17 protein-coding genes, 1 tRNA gene and 1 pseudogene are annotated in these 18,824 nt (G+C 68.6%); 6 read left to right on the forward strand and 13 right to left on the reverse strand.

Features of this window, described 5'->3' with window-relative positions; genetic code table 11:
* Positions 1-146 precede the first annotated feature (146 nt).
* From J2Y46_RS00720 to J2Y46_RS00735, 4 genes are all read right to left on the reverse strand, one after another.
* A complete protein-coding gene (locus J2Y46_RS00720) occupies positions 147-2,153 on the reverse strand; it encodes an ATP-dependent helicase (protein ID WP_169748679.1) in 2,007 nt (668 codons plus the stop codon).
* Between the two features lie 118 nt (positions 2,154-2,271).
* Entirely contained in the window at positions 2,272-2,997 is a 726-nt protein-coding gene (locus J2Y46_RS00725; RefSeq protein ID WP_045297786.1) for a Type 1 glutamine amidotransferase-like domain-containing protein, read from the reverse strand.
* A gap of 199 nt (positions 2,998-3,196) precedes the next feature.
* Complete coding sequence (locus J2Y46_RS00730) at positions 3,197-3,949, reverse strand: SDR family NAD(P)-dependent oxidoreductase (protein WP_045297787.1); 753 nt, start codon at positions 3,947-3,949, stop codon at positions 3,197-3,199.
* A 70-nt stretch (positions 3,950-4,019) separates the two neighbouring features.
* Positions 4,020-4,421, reverse strand: coding sequence for a hypothetical protein (locus J2Y46_RS00735; RefSeq protein WP_310239543.1), 402 nt, complete (start codon positions 4,419-4,421; stop codon positions 4,020-4,022).
* A gap of 154 nt (positions 4,422-4,575) precedes the next feature.
* Between J2Y46_RS00735 and J2Y46_RS00740 the strand changes: the two genes are divergently transcribed.
* Together J2Y46_RS00740 and J2Y46_RS00745 are read left to right on the forward strand one after the other, a co-directional pair.
* Complete coding sequence (locus tag J2Y46_RS00740; protein WP_045297789.1) at positions 4,576-4,815, forward strand: hypothetical protein; 240 nt, start codon at positions 4,576-4,578, stop codon at positions 4,813-4,815.
* A gap of 63 nt (positions 4,816-4,878) precedes the next feature.
* Positions 4,879-5,229, forward strand: coding sequence for a metallopeptidase family protein (locus J2Y46_RS00745; protein WP_045297790.1), 351 nt, complete (start codon positions 4,879-4,881; stop codon positions 5,227-5,229).
* A 94-nt stretch (positions 5,230-5,323) separates the two neighbouring features.
* On the opposite strand, the gene J2Y46_RS00750 is transcribed toward J2Y46_RS00745, so the two are convergent.
* A complete protein-coding gene (locus J2Y46_RS00750; RefSeq protein ID WP_045297791.1) occupies positions 5,324-5,698 on the reverse strand; it encodes a hypothetical protein in 375 nt (124 codons plus the stop codon).
* Positions 5,699-6,167: 469 nt separating this feature from the next.
* On the opposite strand from J2Y46_RS00750, the gene J2Y46_RS00755 reads away from it, so the two are divergent.
* Both J2Y46_RS00755 and J2Y46_RS00760 read left to right on the forward strand, forming a co-directional pair.
* Positions 6,168-7,220, forward strand: a complete 1,053-nt coding sequence (locus tag J2Y46_RS00755; protein WP_045297792.1) for a hypothetical protein — start codon at positions 6,168-6,170, stop codon at positions 7,218-7,220.
* A gap of 359 nt (positions 7,221-7,579) precedes the next feature.
* A complete protein-coding gene (locus tag J2Y46_RS00760) occupies positions 7,580-8,221 on the forward strand; it encodes a nitroreductase family protein (RefSeq protein ID WP_045297793.1) in 642 nt (213 codons plus the stop codon).
* Between the two features lie 797 nt (positions 8,222-9,018).
* Here the strand turns inward: J2Y46_RS00760 and J2Y46_RS00765 are convergent.
* From J2Y46_RS00765 to J2Y46_RS00785, 5 genes and pseudogenes are all read right to left on the reverse strand, one after another.
* Positions 9,019-9,258, reverse strand: a pseudogene (locus J2Y46_RS00765) (toxin).
* Complete coding sequence (locus J2Y46_RS00770) at positions 9,255-9,518, reverse strand: ribbon-helix-helix domain-containing protein (protein WP_045297794.1); 264 nt, start codon at positions 9,516-9,518, stop codon at positions 9,255-9,257. The pseudogene J2Y46_RS00765 and the gene J2Y46_RS00770 overlap by 4 nt, the downstream one beginning before the upstream one ends.
* 945 nt (positions 9,519-10,463) lie before the next feature.
* Positions 10,464-10,536 (reverse strand) — tRNA-Arg (locus J2Y46_RS00775).
* A gap of 113 nt (positions 10,537-10,649) precedes the next feature.
* Positions 10,650-11,042 carry an MmcQ/YjbR family DNA-binding protein gene (locus J2Y46_RS00780; protein ID WP_310239547.1) on the reverse strand — a complete coding sequence of 131 codons (393 nt, stop codon included), beginning with the start codon at positions 11,040-11,042 and terminating at the stop codon, positions 10,650-10,652.
* Positions 11,043-11,073: 31 nt separating this feature from the next.
* Positions 11,074-11,703 carry a hypothetical protein gene (locus J2Y46_RS00785; RefSeq protein WP_045297796.1) on the reverse strand — a complete coding sequence of 210 codons (630 nt, stop codon included), beginning with the start codon at positions 11,701-11,703 and terminating at the stop codon, positions 11,074-11,076.
* A gap of 101 nt (positions 11,704-11,804) precedes the next feature.
* On the opposite strand from J2Y46_RS00785, the gene J2Y46_RS00790 reads away from it, so the two are divergent.
* Entirely contained in the window at positions 11,805-12,653 is an 849-nt protein-coding gene (locus J2Y46_RS00790) for an SDR family NAD(P)-dependent oxidoreductase (protein WP_310239551.1), read from the forward strand.
* Between the two features lie 190 nt (positions 12,654-12,843).
* A complete protein-coding gene (locus J2Y46_RS00795; RefSeq protein ID WP_310239553.1) occupies positions 12,844-13,035 on the forward strand; it encodes a hypothetical protein in 192 nt (63 codons plus the stop codon).
* A gap of 71 nt (positions 13,036-13,106) precedes the next feature.
* Here the strand turns inward: J2Y46_RS00795 and J2Y46_RS00800 are convergent, their stop codons facing one another.
* The 3 genes from J2Y46_RS00800 to araA all read right to left on the reverse strand — a co-directional run bounded on the left by J2Y46_RS00800 (position 13,107) and on the right by araA (position 18,813).
* Complete coding sequence (locus tag J2Y46_RS00800) at positions 13,107-14,051, reverse strand: aldose 1-epimerase family protein (RefSeq protein ID WP_310239555.1); 945 nt, start codon at positions 14,049-14,051, stop codon at positions 13,107-13,109.
* A 133-nt stretch (positions 14,052-14,184) separates the two neighbouring features.
* Complete coding sequence (locus J2Y46_RS00805; RefSeq protein WP_310239557.1) at positions 14,185-17,163, reverse strand: immunoglobulin-like domain-containing protein; 2,979 nt, start codon at positions 17,161-17,163, stop codon at positions 14,185-14,187.
* A gap of 138 nt (positions 17,164-17,301) precedes the next feature.
* Entirely contained in the window at positions 17,302-18,813 is a 1,512-nt protein-coding gene (gene araA, locus J2Y46_RS00810) for an L-arabinose isomerase (protein ID WP_310239558.1), read from the reverse strand.
* Positions 18,814-18,824: the final 11 nt, after the last annotated feature.

Here is an 18,824-nt window from a genome sequence, read left to right on the forward strand (position 1 = left end):
GGCGGCGCAGAAGAACGACACGAAACTGCACGTGTCGCCCGCATCCTTGCTCCGGATGCTGAGGAGCCAGCGGCGGCCGACAGAGACGCCGCGGCGGCTTCCGGCGGAGCCGGTCCACACGCTCGGCGCGCGACTGCCGACGGAGATCAGGCGAACAGTTCGTCGAACGCGTCCGTACGCACACGCGGAGCCGCGACGGCCCGCCTGAGCGCCGGCTCGGGGGTGACGGCGGCGGTGCTGACCGGCTCCATGAGAGCGCGTGCGGTCTCGGTCAGGAATCTGCTGGGCTTGGCGGCGACATGCTTGGCCAGGAACGCAGTGGGGTGCGTGGGCAGCTGCGAGGGCACGTATACGTCGAGGGTGTCCCGTGCGCGGGTGAGCGCAACGTAGAAGAGCCGCTGCTCCTCGGCGAGGCCGGCGCGCGAGGTGAGTGCCATGTCCGAGGGCATCGCGCCATCGTTCGCCCGCATGAGGTGCACCGTGTCCCATTCCAGGCCCTTGGCGGAGTGGATCGTCGACAGGGTCAGCCAGTCCTCGTCGAGGTGGGGCTGCTTCGCCCAGTCGCCCGCGACGTTCACCGGGTCGATCGCCTGCTCGCTCACGAACATGCGGAGATCGCTCTGCCTGGCGGCGGCCTGCGCGATGCCGTCGGCTTCGGTCACCCGACGGTGCCAGTCTGGGTAGTGCGCGCGCAGCAACGGGTCCACCGCGCCTCGGCACGCCTCGACCAGCTCCGGCACGGCGGTCGTGGAGTCGACCGAGCCAAGCAGCGACAGGGTCGACGCGAGCCCTGTGCGCGCCTTCGCCGGTGCCGCCGCGACCGCGTCCGCCGCGCGGTCGACGCCCCCGTCCGCAAGGATCTTCGCCAGTCCCCGCGCACTCGCCTTGCCGATCGCGCGGTGCCGGGTGAGCAGGCGATACCAGGACACCTCGTCCGCCGGATTGAGCACCACTCGGAAACTCGCCAGCAGGTCGCGCACGTGCGACGTCTCGAGGTAGCCGATCCCGCCGAACTTGTGAAACGGGATCCCCCGCACCTTGAGCTCGACCTCGAGCTGCGCGCTGTGGGAGCCGGTGCGCATCAGCACGGCCTGCGAACGCAGGGGCGTGCCATCGACGTGAGCGGCGAGGATGCGGTCAGCGATCGTGCGGGCCTCGTCGTCGGCGTTGCGGCACGTGACCAGCGTCGGCCGGCCGCCCGGCTGCGCACGGTCGGCGACCAGCTGCAACCTCAGCTCGCCCGGCCGCACCTGGTTCGCGAGGTCGAGGATCGGTTGCGTGGAACGGAAGTTGCGTTCGAGGCGCACCAGCGTGGCGTCGGGGTAGGCATCGACGAGCTCGAGCAGGTGCCCGGCGCTCGCGCCCCGGAAGGCGTAGATCGCCTGTGCGTCGTCGCCGACGACCGTGAGCCCGCGGCCGTCGGGACTCAGCCCGCGCACGATGTCGACCTGAAGCTGATTGACGTCCTGGTACTCGTCGACCAGCACCCAGTCCCACCGCGCGCGCAGCCGTGCCCCGACGTCGGGATCGGCGACCAGCGCCCGCCAGGCGATGAGCAGATCATCCAGGTCGAGCAAGCCGCGCTCGCGTTTGCGGGCGCGGTAGTGACGCAGCAGGCCGGCGATCGCGTCGGCCTGCTCGAGCGCCCACGGGAACTGGTCTTCGATGACGGTGCGGGCCGGGGTCGCAGTGTTGATCGTGCGAGAGGCGATGTCTGCGATGGTGCGGGTCGTGGGCAGGCGAACCTCGGTGCCGTCGAGCCCGTGCTCGGCGCGCAGCAGGTCGATGAGGTCGATGACGTCGTCGGGATCGATCACCGTCATGTCCTCCGGCCCCAGGTGCTGTGCGTGCTCGGCGACCATGCGGTGCGCGACGGCATGGAACGTGCCACCGGCGATACGCTGCGCAGCCTGCGCGTCGCCGCACATCACCGCAGCGCGAGAGAGCATCGCGGCCGCCGCGCGCCGGGTGAACGTCAACAGGAGGACGCGTTCCGGCACGACCCCGGCCTCGAGCAGCCGCGCCACCCGAGCGGTGAGCACGCGTGTCTTCCCGGTGCCCGCCCCTGCGGCGACCACCAGCGGCCCCTCACCGTGCTCGACTGCCTGAAGCTGTGCCGGATCCAGCCCGGCAAGCGCATCGCTTACTGCCACGCAGGTGACGGTAACGAGAACCCCGGACATTTCAGCCAGCGGCCGCCAGCCCGGCGTGGCCTGTCGAAGTCCGCGAAGAGTGGGAGATCTCGCAGAGGCGAGGGACGCCGGAACGCCCTCAGGTACCGATGGTGGAGACCAGCACGCCGCCGTCGGTCGGCAGCACCCGCCAAACGCTGCCTTCTCCTTCGACCCGGAGCGTGCTGTCACCCACGATCAGGGCTGTGCGCTCGTCGATGCCGAGCCCACCCGCGACCATCCCCGACTCGACGGCGGCGACCAAACGGGACAGCATGCCGCGCTGGGCGACGTGCACCTCGATGGCCACGTCGACGAGGCCGATGCCGGCCTCGATCTCCAGCTCGTCCCCCGCTTCGTCGGGGTCCTCCGGTGAGACGACCACGCCGCCGATGCGCGAACCGCCTCCGAGCGAGCCCTCCGCCACGATCATCGCACCGGCCGAGACACCGAGGTACGGCACACCGCCGGCAACCAGCCGACGCAACTCGCTGAACACCGGCTCGAGCCCGGCGCGCACGTCCTCGACGACGCCGCCACCCACCGCAATGCCGTCGACGTCGGCGATCGCGCCGGGCCCGATCGGCTCGCCGTGGCGCCCCGCGGTCAGGTGCACGTCGATCGCGGATCCCGTTGCGGCCTCGGCCAGAAGCTCGCCGAGTGCCACCGCCTTCTCCGCTGCCTCGGGGTGCAGGGAGATCACCGCGATGCGCGGCAGCGAGCGGCCCGCGTCGGCCGCTCGCGCCACCGCTTCAGCGACGAACGGCGCATAGAGCGGGGCATCCGCAGCCGTGGTCGCGCCGCCGCCGATGAGGTGCACGCTCACGCGACACCACTCCCAGCTGCGGTGGCAAGCGATGGTGCCGCATCGCCGAGCTGGTCACGACTGAGGATTCCGTCGACGCCGTTGCCCGCGTCGTTCGCATCGAAGGTCATCCGGAGAGCCTACGCGGGCCGGGGGTCGAGCCCGGGGACCCGCGAACACGTGCATGCACGCCGATCACCGATCGGAAGCGGCCGGTCCCTCAGCGGATGGTCCACCCGCCGTCGACGACCAGTGTCTGGCCGGTGACGAGCGACGCCGCGGGAGAGCAGAGGAACAAGACCGCTCCTGCCACCTCTGTGGGCTTGCCGATCCGATGCAGCGCCGCGATCCGGTCGATGACGTCGGCGCGGAACGCGGGGTCAGACAGTGCGTCGGCCGTGCCGTCGGTTTCGATGAACGTGGGGGCGACCGCATTGACGCGGATGCCCCGGTCACCCCACTCGAGCGCATGGCAGCGAGTCATATGCAGCATCGCTGCCTTTGCCACGCAGTACGACGACTCGCCGGGCAGCGCCACGATGCCTGCTTGCGATGCGACATTCACGATCGCGCCCCCGGACGGCATCGAGCGCGCGACGTGCTGCGAGAGGAACAGCGCCGAACGGACGTTCAGCGACCACACCGCATCGAAGTCCGCCTCCGTGACGTCGATCGCCGGCGCGTTGATCCCGCCGCCGGCGTTGTTCACCAGGATGTCGAACGCGCCACCCTCCGATGCGGCGTCGACCGCTGCTCGGGCCTCATCGAGCCGCGTGACATCGAGGGCGATCGAGGATGCGGAACCGCCCTCAGCCCGAATCGCCCGGAGCGGCTGATCCGCGCTTTCCGGATTGCGGACCCCCAGCACCACGTGGGCGCCTGCGGCCGCGAGCGCGTGCGCGATCGCAAGACCCAGACCGCGGTTGCCGCCGGTGACCAGCGCTCGCCGGCCGGTCAGTCCGAAGTACTCCATGTCGCTCCTCAGTCATTCCCTCCGAAGCCTGTCCTCGAGTGCGCGACGCGCACCGGTGATGGCGTGGTCGTCAGCGGTAAGAGATCACCGTCACACTGTCGCTGAGCCGCGTGCGCTTCCCGCCTGCGACCTCGTCATCGGGGAACGTGAACGTCCCTGCTTCGATGCGAGTGCCTGTCTCAAGTGTGCTTCCGATACCCAAGCCCGCCCCACATCCCGTGTGCTCCCACTCTCCATCGCGGATGTGGATCAGGCACAGGGTGTCGTCAGTGCCGCGAGCAAGGTAGATATCCGCGCCTTCGACCTCGCCGACGTAGCGGGTGCTATCGGCGTCGACATCCTGCGAGTCAGCGCCGACCAGGAGGTCGCGATCTGTCTGCACCGCTTCGAACTCGGGAAGCGTCGTAGGCGAGCAACCCGCGAGAACCAAGGTGGAGAAAAGGGCCAGCACGGCCGTTGCTCGCGATCGCATCTCCGCACCATACAGCGGCTCATCGGCACCGGCGAGGCGGACCGCTGCGTCCCGGGCCCCTTGCGCGGTCGCTCTGCGAGCGAGCACGCCGCCGCAATCCGAGGGAAGCGCGGCTATCTTCGAGCGGTGAGGTTCGTCGACTCGTTGTTCGGACGTGGGCTACGCCACCACGCCCGCGACCTATGGACTCAGTCACGAGCTCGGTCAGGACCTCGCCGGATGGCAGGCCTTCTTCGAGCAGCACGCCGACCCGTTCGACGGGTGGGACAGCGACGCGAACCTGCAGAAGTGGTTGCGCGACGGAGAGTGGCTCGCCCGTCGCCTTGAGGAAGAGGTCCAGGACTTCGCCGACGTGAAACGGGAGTTCGGCGTCTGGCACGACACCAGATCGTGAGCTGGCGGGTGCTGAGACGGGCCTCGCACGTGCACCTGCGGCAAGCCGCGCACAATAGGTCCCATGGTCGAGATCTCCGACGCGGACTTCCAGGCGATGGTCGCCGAAGAGTACGACGCTCTGCCCGAAGACATGGTGAGAGGTCTCGAGAACGTGGCGATCCTCATCGCGAACCAGCCCGCGGGCGAGCGGCCGCGGCTGTTCGGGCTCTACAGCGGGCGCCCGCTGAAGACACGTGGCGTGTACGGCTACGGGGAGCTCCCCGACCGGATCACCCTTTTCAAGAACAACATGCAGGAGCACAGTCCGGATCTCGATGCCCTTCGGGCGCGTGTTCGGATCACCCTCGTGCACGAGATCGGACACTACTTCGGGCTGGATGACGCACGCCTGCGCGAACTCGGGTGGGCCTAGAACGCGGACGCGCCCGCCGTCTGGCGCGCTCCGGTCTGCAGCTGAGGGAGGAGGCACGGGGATGCCGCGGCCAAGGCGGTCTCGAGGGCACGCGTCACCACTGCTCGCCCTCGCAGTGCACCTGGCTGCTGCTGTTCGTGACGCTTCCTTGGCCGAACCCGCGCGCGCGGAGCTCCACGTACAGCGCCTCGCTCACGGCCAGGTCGACGGCACTCCAGTAGTTGAGATCGGGCAAGCGCGGATCTGTGATGGGTTCCGGTTCCTTCGCCTGTGAGTCTTCGATCACGTCGAGGTACTTCCCCATCAGCGGCTCGACCTCTGCCGACAGGTCGGCCTTCGCGAACCATTCGTCGATGACCCGATCGAGTTCGAATTGTCGGAAGGGGTTTGCGGCGACGAAGTTGCCCTGCCGCAGTTCGCACTGGCCCCAGGTCGGCGAGGTGTACGTGTAGCTGCGGTTCGACTCCATCCCCGCGCCCACAGCCACGGCGAGGACGCGGTCGCGATCCCCGCGCCGCCCACGAGCAGGAGCGAGAGGAGCGCCGCGGCGATGCCGATGCGCCGGCGCCGCGGGGGTTCACCTCCTGCGCCGCGGAGGCGATCATCGCCTGCAGGTCGATAGGATCAGCCGCGCGGACGGCGGGCGCGGACCGCTCGAGCCGAGCGTCCAGGGGATCGGGGGTCATGGCGCCTCCAGACGGGAAGTGGTTCTACTCCGTACCTGTCCGGCACACGCTGGTTCGTCCACACCAGGATCCAGCACTCCGGTCCCAACTCCTCGAAAGGAGGAATCACAGTTTGCCGGGACTGCCGTCGCCATACCGGGAGCGGTACCATGACGCGCAGGCGCTCCGCTGGGGGAGAGCGCAAGTCGCGACAGCGGCAATCAGACTCACAACGCGTCGCGGCGAGTCATTTTCTCTGCATTTGGAGCAGTGATGACGGACACGACGAATGGAAAGCTCGCCCACCAACGGCAAGCCCAGGATGAGCAGCCGGACTTCATCACGGCGGCCTTGAAGACCCACCGCTATCTGCGACTATCGTTCGTCTTCGCCGTCGCAGCCCTCTTCATCGGCGTGATCATCGCCTCGGTGGCCGGCGGCTACGTGAAGGGGTCGATCAGCTACTACTACTGGACCCCGGCACGGAACGTGTTCGTCGGCGTCCTGATCGCGGCATCCCTCGCGATGCTCGCCCTCAACGGCCGAGGAGGTGCGGCGAAGATCCCGCTGGGAAGGCGGACCCTCACACTCCCCAGCCCCTCGACGCTGCTCGATTTCGCTGCGATCTTCGGACCGCTCATCGCGATCGTGCCCACTGACGTGAAGGCCACTGAGCAGGGTCTGACCACGTTCACCTGCGAGGGCGAGGAGCAGAGCTGCCTGCCGAAGGCCGCATTTCCCGAGGTGCAGAACGCGGTCCTCACCTACATCCTCACCCTCGTGGTGGTCGTCGTGGTGATGCTGATCGTGCAGCGCAAGGAGAAGCGGAAGCGGTTCGCACTCGTTGTCCCCGTGACCGCCGCCGTCACCGCCGTCGCCCTCTTCCTCTTCACCTTCGTGGCGAACGGCGCGTTCCCGTACTTCCGAATCGGCCCGTGGAGCTTCAGCATCCACTACATCGCCACGTTCCTGTTCTTCGCCGCGTTCGCCACGGTGGTCTGGATCCGCGGCATCCGCGACAACGACCCGGAGGACCGCACCCCGGCGACTGACACCCAGAAGCTCTGGTACAAGATCCTGGCGATAGCGATGGCCGCCGACATCCTCTTCCTTGTCGGGCTGGCCGTTGTGGCGCAGTTCGGCATCGAAGACGCGATCCCTGGCTTCCCGGAGGTGCTGTTCGGCGAGGCGGTGGGGCTGACCCTGTTCGCCGTCTTCTGGGCCATGCAGACGCGACAGCGATGGAACGAGCGCATCACCACGCTTCCGGAACCGGGGACTGCTGCCGCAGCGCAACTTCGCCAGGACCTGGCGACCGCTGCGTAGCGACGTTCACCACCCTCGGCACGGCGATCGGGCGCACTCAGACCAGTCGTCGAGCGCACGCCAACTGAGTTCGATTGCGGTCCCAGCCAGACCGGTCCGGCGCCGAGCGACCTCCCAGGTGCGCAAGGTACGGTGATGGGGATAGGCGAACTTCTCATTCGTCTCGCCCCGGCCGTGTGGTAACGGTCGGGGCTTCTTCTTTGTGTGTGCGATCTGCGAGTCAGCGCGACAGGCCGCAGGCCCACCGGACGCGACGCTTCGGCTTACGGATCGAAGCCGGGTCCCTCTCTGCGACGCCGGATGACATCTCGAGGCAGAGCAGAGGGTCGACGAATTCCGGCGGCAGCTACCGTCGGGCTATGAGCGACCGCCTTCCGTTGAGCCCCGACGAGCTACTGACGACGACCCGATCCGTGCGACGACGGCTCGACCTTCGACGTCCCGTCCCTGTCGAGATCGTGAGGGAAGCACTCGAGGTGGCGCTGCAGGCGCCGACAGGGAGCAACGCCCAGACATGGCACTGGATCATCGTCACCGACGTGGAGAAGCGCCAGGCCATCGCCAGATTGTACGCGCGCTCGTTTGCCCGCTATCGCGCATCCGGTTCCCGGACTTACGCCGACCCGACGCGCCAAGCGGTTCAGCAGCGGGTGTCATCGAGCGCCGACTACCTGGCTGAGCACATGGGGGAAGTCCCGGTCCTCGTGATCGGTGCCATCTTCACGGGGGCCGAGGAGTTCGAGCCGGGAAGCCAGGCCGGTCTGTGGGGGTCGCTCCTCCCTGCCGCCTGGAGTCTGCAGCTCGCGCTGCGGGCTCGCGGCCTCGGCAGCGCCTGGACGACGTTGCACCTCGCGTACGAGCGCGAGATCGCAGAGCTGCTCGGCATCCCGTCGACCGTGCGCCAAGGCGTGCTGCTTCCCGTCGCGTACACCGTGGGAACCGACTTCCGAGCCGCGCATCGCGCGCCGCTCGACGACGTCCTGCACATCAACGCCTGGTGACGGTCGGGACGTCATCCCCGAACGCGCCGACCGATGCCGGTCCTCCTGGTGGGAACCGAGGACCGGCGCTGTGCTGATTGTCGGGCAACGTGAGCAGACGAACGAAGGAGCTTCCCATGTCCACACTGCCGTCCCGTCCCATTCCACCACGTCGCGGGCTGGTGTTCGGTGGCTCCGAAATCCACGTACCGGCGACTCATGAACTCGCGCACGATCCCCCACTTGGATGAGGAACGCGAACCCTGATCGATCGTCTGTTTCGTTGTCCGGGGCGGGTTTCGCAAGCGCGGGCTCAGGCACGACCTGCTGGCCGGTGCGACAGAACATGCGCGGACGGGCGGCGCGACGATCGTCGAGGGGTATCCGGTAGATACCGGCGAACGGGTCGTCAGATCAGCGGCTACGTCGGAACAGTTCACCTGTTCGAGGCCCACGGCTTCGTCCGGATACAGGCGACGGACGCCCACTCCGGCGGCGCACAGCGCTGGGTCATGCGACGGGAGCTTGCACCAGACGACCGACCGAGCTGACCGTTGGTCACTGTTCATGCCGTCGGTTCATGGCGGCGATCCGCCGACAGCTTGCTGATCACAAGGGACTCAACCCACCCCAGGAAACACGAAAACCCGCGGAGATCCGCGGGCTTTCGATAGCTACTGTCTCAACACAGTGCGCGCCCGAAGGGACTCGAACCCTAACCTTCTGATCCGTAGTCAAGCGGGACGCGGCGAACCTCCGCGTGATTCCGCGGATTTCGAGCCCTTGTGCACACATGCGTGCACACATCGCTATCGGCCTCAGGGGAGCAGGTCGAGCATCCGCGGACGCGCCTTCATGGCGTGGATGACGAGCTCGTTGCCACTGTCGAAGACAAGCACGACGGTCTCGAGCAGCCGCCCCTGGGTGTCGAACCCGAGCCTCAGCTGGCGGGACGGTTAATCCTCGTCGAGGTCCTCAATCCAGAGAGGCCAGGATGCCGCCTGCCTCGCGTCGTCTTCCGAGATGCCGTGTTTGAGCGCTGAGCCGTGGATGTTCACGCGGCGTAGGCGGCGAGCGCGTCTCGGATCAGCTCGGATCGCGTCTTGTGCGCTCGCGCTGCACGTGCGTCCAGCTCGGCAAGCTCCTCGCTCGTCAGCCGCAGTGCGACGACCTGCGACGGCTCTGCGCCGCGCCCGGGGCGGCCTCGTCCGCGCTTCTTCAGCGCGTCAACGTCGTAGCCGGCTTCGGCCTCCGCCGCCCACTCCGAGACCTGCTGCTCGGTGACCGGCACGCCATTGATCGTTTCGCCCGCGCTCATGCAAGAAGCGTAATACGAAAATCAGGAACAGGCCAGACGCGAACGGCGAAATCGCGCGCCCGGACGCCGGGCAGTGAGCGTTCGCAAGGCCGTCCGTGATCGGACATCTCAGCGTCCCGGTCATGGGTGCATGACCGTTAGCGGCGACCTCATCCACCATCACGTGGAGCGAGACTCCCCTGCGGCTCACCCCGAGGCCCGCCGATGGACCCTCATGCGAGCAGTGGTTCCGTTGCGGTGGCCGGGGGCGCGGTCGGGACGGAGGCCTACTCGCTCCGATTGGCGTGAGACGCTCGCGCATCCCGTCGGCGAAGCGCGCGAAACCAGATCCAGGTCGCACCCATAAAGACGAGGGCGGCTACTCCTCGACGTCCCCTTCAGATTCTTCGACGTCCCGAATGGATCAGGACTCGAAACCGCGCTCGTCAGCATGCAGGACCGATCCGATGAGGTTGCCGTGCGATTCACGCACGCGATCAACCAGGGGCGCAATCTGGCGTAGAGCCAGGAAACCCGGCCACACCTTGGGCGCCGCTCGCTGCCGGAGCCCCAACCGAATGCAGTCCGACCGGCACGCCACGCGCCTCAAGCGCGCACCGCCCTCGCGTCGACCGGCATCCGAACGCTGGCCGACGCGCGGTTCCGTACCGACGGCACGTGCCGCGCCCCAGAGGGTCCCGAGCACTCCCTCGAAGCATCGACCACGACCACTGCGCAGCGGCCACCTTCTAGTGCACACATAGGTGCACACATGCGAACGGCACCCCGTCTGATTCCAACGATGTCGCTCACGGCATCCGGGGAAAATCAGGGCTCGTCCGTCCGACCATGCTGATTCGCGGTCCGACGGCACGCCCGCGGAATCAGAAGGAAGTGAGCCACCCACGAAACACGAAAACCCGCGGCAGTCCGCGGGTTTTCAATGCTTACTGTCTCAACACAGTGCGCGCCCGAAGGGACTCGAACCCCTAACCTTCTGATCCGTAGTCAGATGCTCTATCCATTGAGCTACGGGCGCATGTTGCTCGCTCTCGCGCACAACGTCGTCAACAATACCTGACGGATGCGCGGCGCGCGAATCGGCGGTCGGATGCTGGTCGCCCGGGCGTGTCCGCGCACACCAGCGCTCCCCTAGCCACCGTCGAGAGCACGCAGCTGTCGTTGCAGCGCGATCTGTCGGTAGGACGTGTCGATGAGCTCGGCGAGGAGCACCCAGTCACCGGCATCCGGTTCCACACGCAGCGCGAGCCAGCCGTACGCCCCCTCGTACGGCGGCACGAAGACGTCGTCGCGCTCGAGAAGCGCGGGACGCTCCAGTTCGTCGGGGATGAACTCGACCGCGCCGACGTCGTCGTGGGCGGCGCCGACGATCGCGAACTGGCGCTTGCCGGCGCGGAACGTGGAACGCCCGTGCGCGAGGACCTCGGTGGCTTCCGGGAACGGCAGGCAGATCTCACGCACCCGCCGGGTCAGCGGATGATCCATCGGGAAGCGCATCGGAGGTGGTGGCGCGTCGTCGATCACGGGTCGAGGTTACGCGCCGCGTCCGGTGACGTCAGGACTCGAGCTCGCTGACATCGATGCCGGAGATGCGGGGCGAGTGTGCCGCGGGCTCGGCCGGGGGCGCAGCATCCGTCTCGGGATCGTCCTGATGGCGCTTGTGAGCCGCGAGACGCGGGAGGTCGACGAGGCGGATCGACTGCATGCGGGCGGCGCGCATGCGGTCGTAGTCGGGGTCGAGCTCGGGGCGCATGCCCTCGACGCGCAATCGCCGTTGGAGGTTGGCCTCGACATCCCCCCACGCGGCGTCGCGCGACTGCTCGATGAAGGTGCGCACGACGTGCGGGTCGTCGGCCATCGCGCGCAGGGCCTTCGCGACACCCGCGTACTGCCGGCCACGCTTACGGAGGTTGCGCGTGTCACGGTCGCGGTAGTCGTGGGTTCCGTCGGGGTCGGTGAACTTGCCCCACGCCTTCTTGCGCTGGCGTCTGACGAGAGCGGCCGCTTCGTCCTGCTCCGCCGCGAGGCCCAGCAGGGTCTCGCGTGCGAACGGCGTGAACGCGACCACGTCGAACTGCTCATCGTGCGCGATCGTCTCGACGAGGATGCGGTTGCGGATCGCGAGCCGCGCGGCGGCGGACGCGATGGACACCCCTTCGGCGATCGCCTCTGCGGTCTTGCCCATCGCACCTCCCCTCAAAGGCTAGCGTCCGCGGGGCCATCCCGAGTCAGCGAGAATCGTAGGCGCGGCTCGTCGACGGCGACGACCGGACCGAGAGGCACCACATGGCGAAGCAGCGACCCCTGGACGTGCGCGGGCGCACCACCGTCATCACCGGCGCAGCCGCTGGCATGGGCGCCGACGTCGCACGGCAGCTGGCCGCGCGCGGAGCGCGCCTCGCCCTGCTCGACCGCAACGCCGACGGCCTCGCCGCGGTCGCCGCGAGCCTCGACGGAACCGGGCACACCACGCACGCGATCGACCTCACCGACGACGCCGAGGTCACCGCCGTCGTGGCGGAGGTCGAGGCATCCCATCCGCGGATCCAGGCGCTCGTGACGTGCGCCGGATCGTCGATGCTCGGCGACATCGACCAACTGGCGATGGCCGAGATGCGCTGGCTCATGGACGTGAATCTGTGGGGCACCGTCAACGTCACGCAGGCGCTGCTGCCCGCGCTGCGGCGCGAGCCGGCCGCCCACATCACGCACCTGGTCTCGATCTACGGGCTCGCGGCTCCGGCGGGGCGCATCCCCTATGCGATGAGCAAGTTCGCGGTGCGCGGGTTCACCGAGTCGTTGCGGCACGAACTCGAGCGCTCCACGATCACTGTCGGCGCGGTCTACCCTGCGGGCGTGAAGACGGGCATCATCCTGCACGGTCGGTACGCCGCGGCGATCGACCCCGCGGTCGCCCAGCGCGCGGCGGCCGCGCAGGCCGCGATGTACCACACCGAGCCCGCAGACGCGGCGGCGCGCATCGTCGACGCCACGATCCGCCGGCGCCCGCGCACGATGATCGGCCGCGAGGCTCGACTGGTCGACGTGCTGGCACGCGTCACGCCGACCCACTACTGGGCGCCGATGCGCCGGCCGCTGCGCGACGCGATCGACACCACGACGCCGATCGGCTGACGCCTCACCCGCCCGCGCAAGCACCCCGCCGGCAGAGCGCGCCGGCCACCGCGGCCGTGCGGCGCCACCCAGGGCGGCAGCATCCATCCGTGTATCAAGCGCCAGGCGCCGAATCAAGCCCCTGCCCCGCCCTGCGCCTCGCGCGTAGCGTCGGTGTCATCCCTCATGAGAGGAGAGATCGATGGGATTCATGGAAGACGCGAAGGAGACGGCCGAGGCCGTCGGCGAGAAGATCAAAGACGCGTGGGAAGACACCACCGATCGAGTCGGGGACAAGGTCGACGAGATGAAGGCTGATGCCAACGTCAAGAAGGCCGAAGCGGAGCGCGACTCGGTGAAAACGCGCAACGACATCAAGGAAGACCTGCGGGACAGCACCTGATCCGCAGACGATGAAAGCGGAGCCGACCGGGGGGCCGGCTCCGCTTTCGCTGTGTCGCGCGTGCGGGAGACTCAGTCGATCGCGGCGATGCGCCACGAAGCGGTGACGGATGCCTCGGGCTCTATGACGATCAGCCCCGCGTCGTAGTCGTACGACTCGGCGTTGAACGCGTCGGGCGCGCACGTCATGGGCTCGACGGCGAGACCGAGGCGACTCTGTGCGGGGTCGGGCTTGTCGGCCGTGTGGATCTGGACCCACGGGCACGCCGCATCCCATGACATCTCGACACCCGAGCCCGCGGCATCCGTCACGCGCACCGTGGCGGTGCCATCGGAGTCGCGGATGAGTCCCGAGTACGCGTGGTCGATCTCGGCCGCGCCGATCTCGCGGGCGGAGCGGAAGTCGAAGCGCGGCGGGTCGTCGGCGTCGACGGCGACGAGGTCGGTCGGGATGAGGCGATCAGGCGTGACCGCGAGCACCTGAGCGGCGGGCAGCTCGAGCGTCCAGCCGTCGACGCGGCCGTCACCGGCGACGAGGTACGGGTGCGGGCCGGTGCCCCACGGGGCGGACTCGTCGCTCTCGTTGTGCGCCGTCACCGACTGCGTGAGGCCGTCGGGGCCGAGCGAGAACGTCGTGGTGACCACGAGGCGCCACGGGAAGAACGTCTGCGGCTGGATGACGGCCGTCAGCGTCACGTGGTCGGGGCCCTTGTCGATCGCCTCGAAGTCGAGCCAGGTGGCGAGGCCGTGCAGCGCGTGCGAACGCGCGGGCTCGGTGAGCGGAAGCTGGAAGTCGCGGCCGCCGAACGAGTAGCGTCCGTCGACCACGCGGTTCGGCCAGGGGGCGAGGGTCGCGCCGCGGTGCGCGGGACGCACCTCGTCGGCCTCGAACGGCACGACGAGGTCGCGGCCGCGATACGTGAGCGAGCGGAGCGTCGCTCCGACGCTCGCCACGACGGCTTCGTAGTCGCCGGCGCGCAGGGCGTGCTGGGTTCCGGATGCGGGGGGACGTGCCATGGGTTTTCGATCCTCTTCACGGGAGCGGGGACGTTGTCACAGTAGTTCGCGCGGCACGTGGCGGGCCAATCGGCCGAGGCGCCACGCGTGGTGAGGGGCTCGCGTCCGAAGACGCGAACCCCTCACGTGTGCGCTAGTTGCAGCCGGCTGCGGCGACCGTGACGGTGGACGCGTGGCTCCGGCCGTCCGCGGACTGGGCGGTGATCGACACGGTGTCTGCGGCGATCGAGGCCAGGCGCGTGGTGAACGTGGCGGAGGCGCTCTTGCCCGCGGCGACGGTGACCGTCTTCGAGCCGTAGGCGCCTGCGATCACGATCGTGGCTGCGACATCGTCGCGGTTGGTGACGGTCAGGACCTCGGTCACCTTTCCGGCGACGCACCGCGTGGTGCCGGTCGCTGTGATGTCGAGGGCGATCGACACCGCCGCCGACGTCGAGGTCTTCACGAGCCCGTCTGCGTAGCCGTCGTAGTGCGCGGTGACGCTGCCGACTCCTGCGGGAGCCGTGACGGACGCCGAGGCATCCTCCAGGTCGACCGTCTTGCTCCACGAACCACCCGAGAAGGTCACGGTGCCGACGACGTCGCCGCCGTCCGCCGCCTCGACCTCGGCCGTCAGCGTGCTGCCCGAAGCCGAGAGCGAGGTCGTCGAGGCGACGGCCTTCACGCCGGACCACTCGTGCATCGCGGTGAGCACCGACTGCGTGACGCTGACGAACGCTCCGTGGCGAGGGCTGGCGGGCAGTCCGCCGACGGGGCGGACGTTCCACGCGGCACGCTGGGAGAGCCGATCGGACTGCTGGCTCGACGCGATCGCCGCGCCGGTCGTCAGGAACGCCCGGTATCCACCCGCGCTGTAGTTGTCGACGAGGAACACGTACCCGTCGCCGGCGTTGTTCGGGTCGCCCTCGTTGAGCTTGATGATCTCGGGACCTTCACCGGCCTGGCCGGTCTCGAGGCTCGTCATGCGGGTATCGGTGAGCTGCCACGTCGAGTTCGGGTCGGCCGTCCAGCTGGACTGCGTCGTCGGCGCGGTGAGCACCTTCGAGCGCTCGAGGAAGATGTCCTTGCCTGCCTCGAGAGGGCCTGCGGCACCACCCTCCTCGTTCTTGGTGAACCGGTAGTAGTAGTCGCCGATCTTCGTGACGGTCGAGTCGATCCGGGCGTAACCGGTGTCCTGCCAGCTCGCCGGCGGGTACGTGTACGTCTTGAAGTCGCGCGTCAGGACGTAGAACATGCGGGCGTACAGCTTGTCGGAGTTCGTGTGGGTCGCGTCCGAGTACAGGCGCGAGGCGAAGAACACCACATAGGACTGCAACTCGTCGTCCCAGTACGCCTCAGGCGCCCAGGTCATGCCGGCCGCGGGCTGGTTGATCGTGATGCCCGTGTTCTCGCCGTTGGTGCGCTTCCAGTCCACCAGGTCGGTGGACTCCCACACCTCGATCTTGAGGCTGCCCTCAGACTGGGCCGGACCCCAGCCTGTTCCGCAGCTGATGCAGAGGTCGGTGGCGACCATGTAGTACTTGTCGCCGTCCTTGGAACGCAGGATGTAGGGGTCGCGGAGCCCCTTCGTGTCGGCCGTCGACGTGATCACGGCGTTGCCGCCGTTGACCGGCGAGAACGTGAAGAAGTCGTTGCCCGACGTCGCCGCCTGGTAGATCTTCTCGTCGCCGTCCGACTTGAAGTAGGCCGCCGCGTAGCCGGCGTCGGGAGCCCAGCGGCCCTTCTCCGCCACGGTCACCTCGAAGGTGCGCTCCGCCGTCTGGCCGTTGAGCGTCGCGCGAGCGGTGAGGGTGACCTCGCGGTCGCCCTCGCCGTACGCGGGACGCGTCACGATGCCGCCACCCGCGTACGGGTCTGCTGCACCGACGGCGGGCGCCGCGTACGCGGCATCCGTCTCGGTCACGAGGGCGTCGTCGGACGACGTCCAGGTGATCGCGGCGCCGTTGATCGCGCCCTTCGTCGCCAGCGGCAGGTTCTCGGTCGTGCGCGTCGCGAGCGAGATGGCATCGAGGTCTGCCGACACCGACGGCGCCAGCACGGTGACATCGAACGTCAGGGTCCCCAGCGACGTCGTCGCGGTGAGTGTGACGGGGGTGTTCTCGATGATCGAGCGCGAGACGACTCCGGCCGTCGAGACGATCGACGGCGCAGACGACGCCCACGAGAGCGCGACGCCGTTGACCGTCGACGGCAGAATCAGGTTGCTCGAGACGCCGTCGAGCGATGAGTTCGCCCCGAGCATCGTCGCGAGCACGTCTCCGCGCAGCAGGGCCGAGGTCGCAGCGGTCTTCTCCGCAGCAGTCGGCATGCTCGACGACACCTCCTCGGCCGTGAGCGCCACATCCCAGAACTTGACGTCGGAGACGTCGGCGCGCAGCAGCGGGTCGCCCTGGTAGAGCGACCGGCCCAGGTAGCCCAGCACGTCGCCGCTCGGGATGATCGAGCTCATCGCACGGGTGTGGGCGAGCGTCGAGATGACCGCACCATCGCGGTACAGCGTCAGCGTGTTGCCCGAGCCCACCATGGTGAGCGTGGTGAAGCCGGGGTTGAGGCCGCCGCCCGCCGGAAGCCGGCTCTCGCCGTTGTCGGTGCCCGACTTCACGCGGATGGCCGACAGCACCTGGTTGGTGTAACCACCCTGCGACGAGCGGGGGCTGAGGAAGATGTGGTTGCCGAGTTGGGTCGTGTTCCACGGTCCGACGCCGTCGCCGATGACCCAGCCGAAGTGGTTCGCCGATGTCTGGGTCGAGACCGTGTACTCGACGGTGAAGTTATTGTCGGTGCCCGTCACGAGACCCTTCGGCAGCGACGCGTAGCCGTCGGCCTTGAAGCGCAGCACGTCGTCGCCGCCGGCGTCGACGAACGACGCGTCGGTGAGGTTGGTGAGCGTCGCGTTGCGGCCGTTGCCCGACACGTCGATCAGGCTCGTGCCGGAGTGCGTCATGTCGTAGTGGGCGGAGGGCGCCGGCACGTCGGCCGCGTACGCCGCGACCGGAGCCGAGAGGCCGATCGTCGTCACAGCCAGCGCGCCGACCACGGATGCCGCGATGGTGCGCCGTGCGGTGGGCCGCCGTGTTCCGTTCCGAGGGAGGGTGGAGCGATGTCTCTTCATCGAGCTTTCCTGTTCGTTCGGGTGGCGACGTCGCCGGACGGGGCGCGTCAGTTCGGGTGCGGTGTTCGGTTGTGCGGTGGTGGAACGGGGATGCCGCGGGGCGCTCGGACCGGATCCGGACGCCCCGCGGCAGGTGGATCAGAGTCCTTGGGCGAGGCGGTAGTAGGCCTGGTTCCAGCGCAGCTCGCGCCGGAAGCCGCGGACGGTGGTGTCCTCGTCGATGACGACGAGCTCGGTGCGGGCGATCTCGGCGAAGTCGCGGAACACCTCGATGCCGACCGCGGTCGACATCACGGTGTGGTGCGCGGCGCCGGCCTCCAGCCAGCACGCGGCGCTGGTCGCGAAGTCGGGCTGCGGCTTCCACACCGCACGCCCCACGGGAAGGTTCGGCAGGTCGGGGGCCTCGACGTTGGTGACCACGTTCGCGACGAGCCGGAACCGGTCGCGCATGTCGCTCATCGCCACCACCACGGCGGGGCCGGGGTCGGCGGTGAAGACCAGGCGCACCGGGTCCTCCTTGCCGCCGATGCCGAGCGCGTGGATCTCCAGACGCGCCTTCGCGGAGCTCAGCGTCGGAGAGACCTCGAGCATGTGGGCGCCGAGGATCTTCTCATCGCCCGCGACCAGGTCGTACGTGTAGTCCTCCATCAGCGACGCGCCGCCGGGAAGGCCCGCGCCCATCACGTTCGCGACACGCACCAGGATCGCGGTCTTCCAGTCGCCCTCGGCGCCGAACCCGTACCCGTCGGCCATGAGGCGCTGCACCGCGAGACCGGGAAGCTGCTTCAGACCGCCGAGGTCCTCGAAGCTCGTGGTGAAGGCACCGAAGCCGCCCTCCTCCAGGAACGAGCGCAGCCCGAGCTCGATCGCCGCGCCGTCACGCAGCGACTGGTGCCGGGCACCGCCGGGCTTGAGCTCATCGACCACGTCGTACTCGTCGAGGTACACCTGCACCAGCGCATCGATGTCGGCGTCGGACGCGGCATCGACGGCCTCCACCAGCTCGTTCACACCCCACGTGTTGACCTGCACGCCGAACCGCAGCTCGGCCTCGGTCTTGTCGCCCTCGGTGACCGCGACGTAGCGCATGTTGTCACCGAAGCGGGCGAGCTTGAGCGTACGCGCGGCGGCCCAGCCGGCGGCGGCGCGCTGCCAGTCCTCGATCTGCTGCCGGACCGCCGGGTTCGACACGTGACCGACGACGGTCTTGCGGGCCACCCCGAGACGGGTCTGGATGTAGCCGAACTCGCGGTCGCCGTGCGCAGCCTGGTTCAGGTTCATGAAGTCGAAGTCGATATCGGCCCACGGCAGCTCCACGTTCGCCTGCGTGTGCAGGTGCAGCAGCGGCTTCGCCAGCGCGTCCAGCCCCGAGATCCACATCTTCGCCGGGCTGAAGGTGTGCATCCACGCGATCACACCGATCACATCGTCACGGCCGTTGACCTCGAGGGCGAGACGGCGGATCGAATCCGAATCCTTCAGGACCGGCTTCCACACCACCCTCACCGGCAGACCGCCGAGGCCGTCGACGACGGCCTGGGACTGCTCCGCGACCTGGCGGAGCGTCTCCTCGCCGTACAGGTTCTGACTGCCGGTGACGAACCACACCTCATACGAATCGAGCGTGGTGGAGAGGGGCGAGCGGGTCATGGTCTTCCTTC

This window comes from Microbacterium sp. BE35 (assembly GCF_031457705.1).
GTDB classification, from domain to species: domain Bacteria; phylum Actinomycetota; class Actinomycetes; order Actinomycetales; family Microbacteriaceae; genus Microbacterium; species Microbacterium trichothecenolyticum.

Coding starts and splice junctions, on each gene's coding strand:
- J2Y46_RS00730 (WP_045297787.1), bottom strand. CDS start 3,949: ATGGAGTACTTCGGACTGACCGGCCGGCGAGCGCTGGTCACCGGCGGC.
- J2Y46_RS00735 (WP_310239543.1), bottom strand. CDS start 4,421: ATGCGATCGCGAGCAACGGCCGTGCTGGCCCTTTTCTCCACCTTGGTT.
- J2Y46_RS00745 (WP_045297790.1), top strand. CDS start 4,879: ATGGTCGAGATCTCCGACGCGGACTTCCAGGCGATGGTCGCCGAAGAG.
- J2Y46_RS00750 (WP_045297791.1), bottom strand. CDS start 5,698: ATGGAGTCGAACCGCAGCTACACGTACACCTCGCCGACCTGGGGCCAG.
- J2Y46_RS00755 (WP_045297792.1), top strand. CDS start 6,168: ATGACGGACACGACGAATGGAAAGCTCGCCCACCAACGGCAAGCCCAG.
- J2Y46_RS00760 (WP_045297793.1), top strand. CDS start 7,580: ATGAGCGACCGCCTTCCGTTGAGCCCCGACGAGCTACTGACGACGACC.
- J2Y46_RS00770 (WP_045297794.1), bottom strand. CDS start 9,518: ATGAGCGCGGGCGAAACGATCAATGGCGTGCCGGTCACCGAGCAGCAG.
- J2Y46_RS00785 (WP_045297796.1), bottom strand. CDS start 11,703: ATGGGCAAGACCGCAGAGGCGATCGCCGAAGGGGTGTCCATCGCGTCC.
- J2Y46_RS00790 (WP_310239551.1), top strand. CDS start 11,805: ATGGCGAAGCAGCGACCCCTGGACGTGCGCGGGCGCACCACCGTCATC.
- J2Y46_RS00795 (WP_310239553.1), top strand. CDS start 12,844: ATGGAAGACGCGAAGGAGACGGCCGAGGCCGTCGGCGAGAAGATCAAA.
- J2Y46_RS00800 (WP_310239555.1), bottom strand. CDS start 14,051: ATGGCACGTCCCCCCGCATCCGGAACCCAGCACGCCCTGCGCGCCGGC.
- J2Y46_RS00805 (WP_310239557.1), bottom strand. CDS start 17,163: ATGAAGAGACATCGCTCCACCCTCCCTCGGAACGGAACACGGCGGCCC.
- araA (WP_310239558.1), bottom strand. CDS start 18,813: ATGACCCGCTCGCCCCTCTCCACCACGCTCGATTCGTATGAGGTGTGG.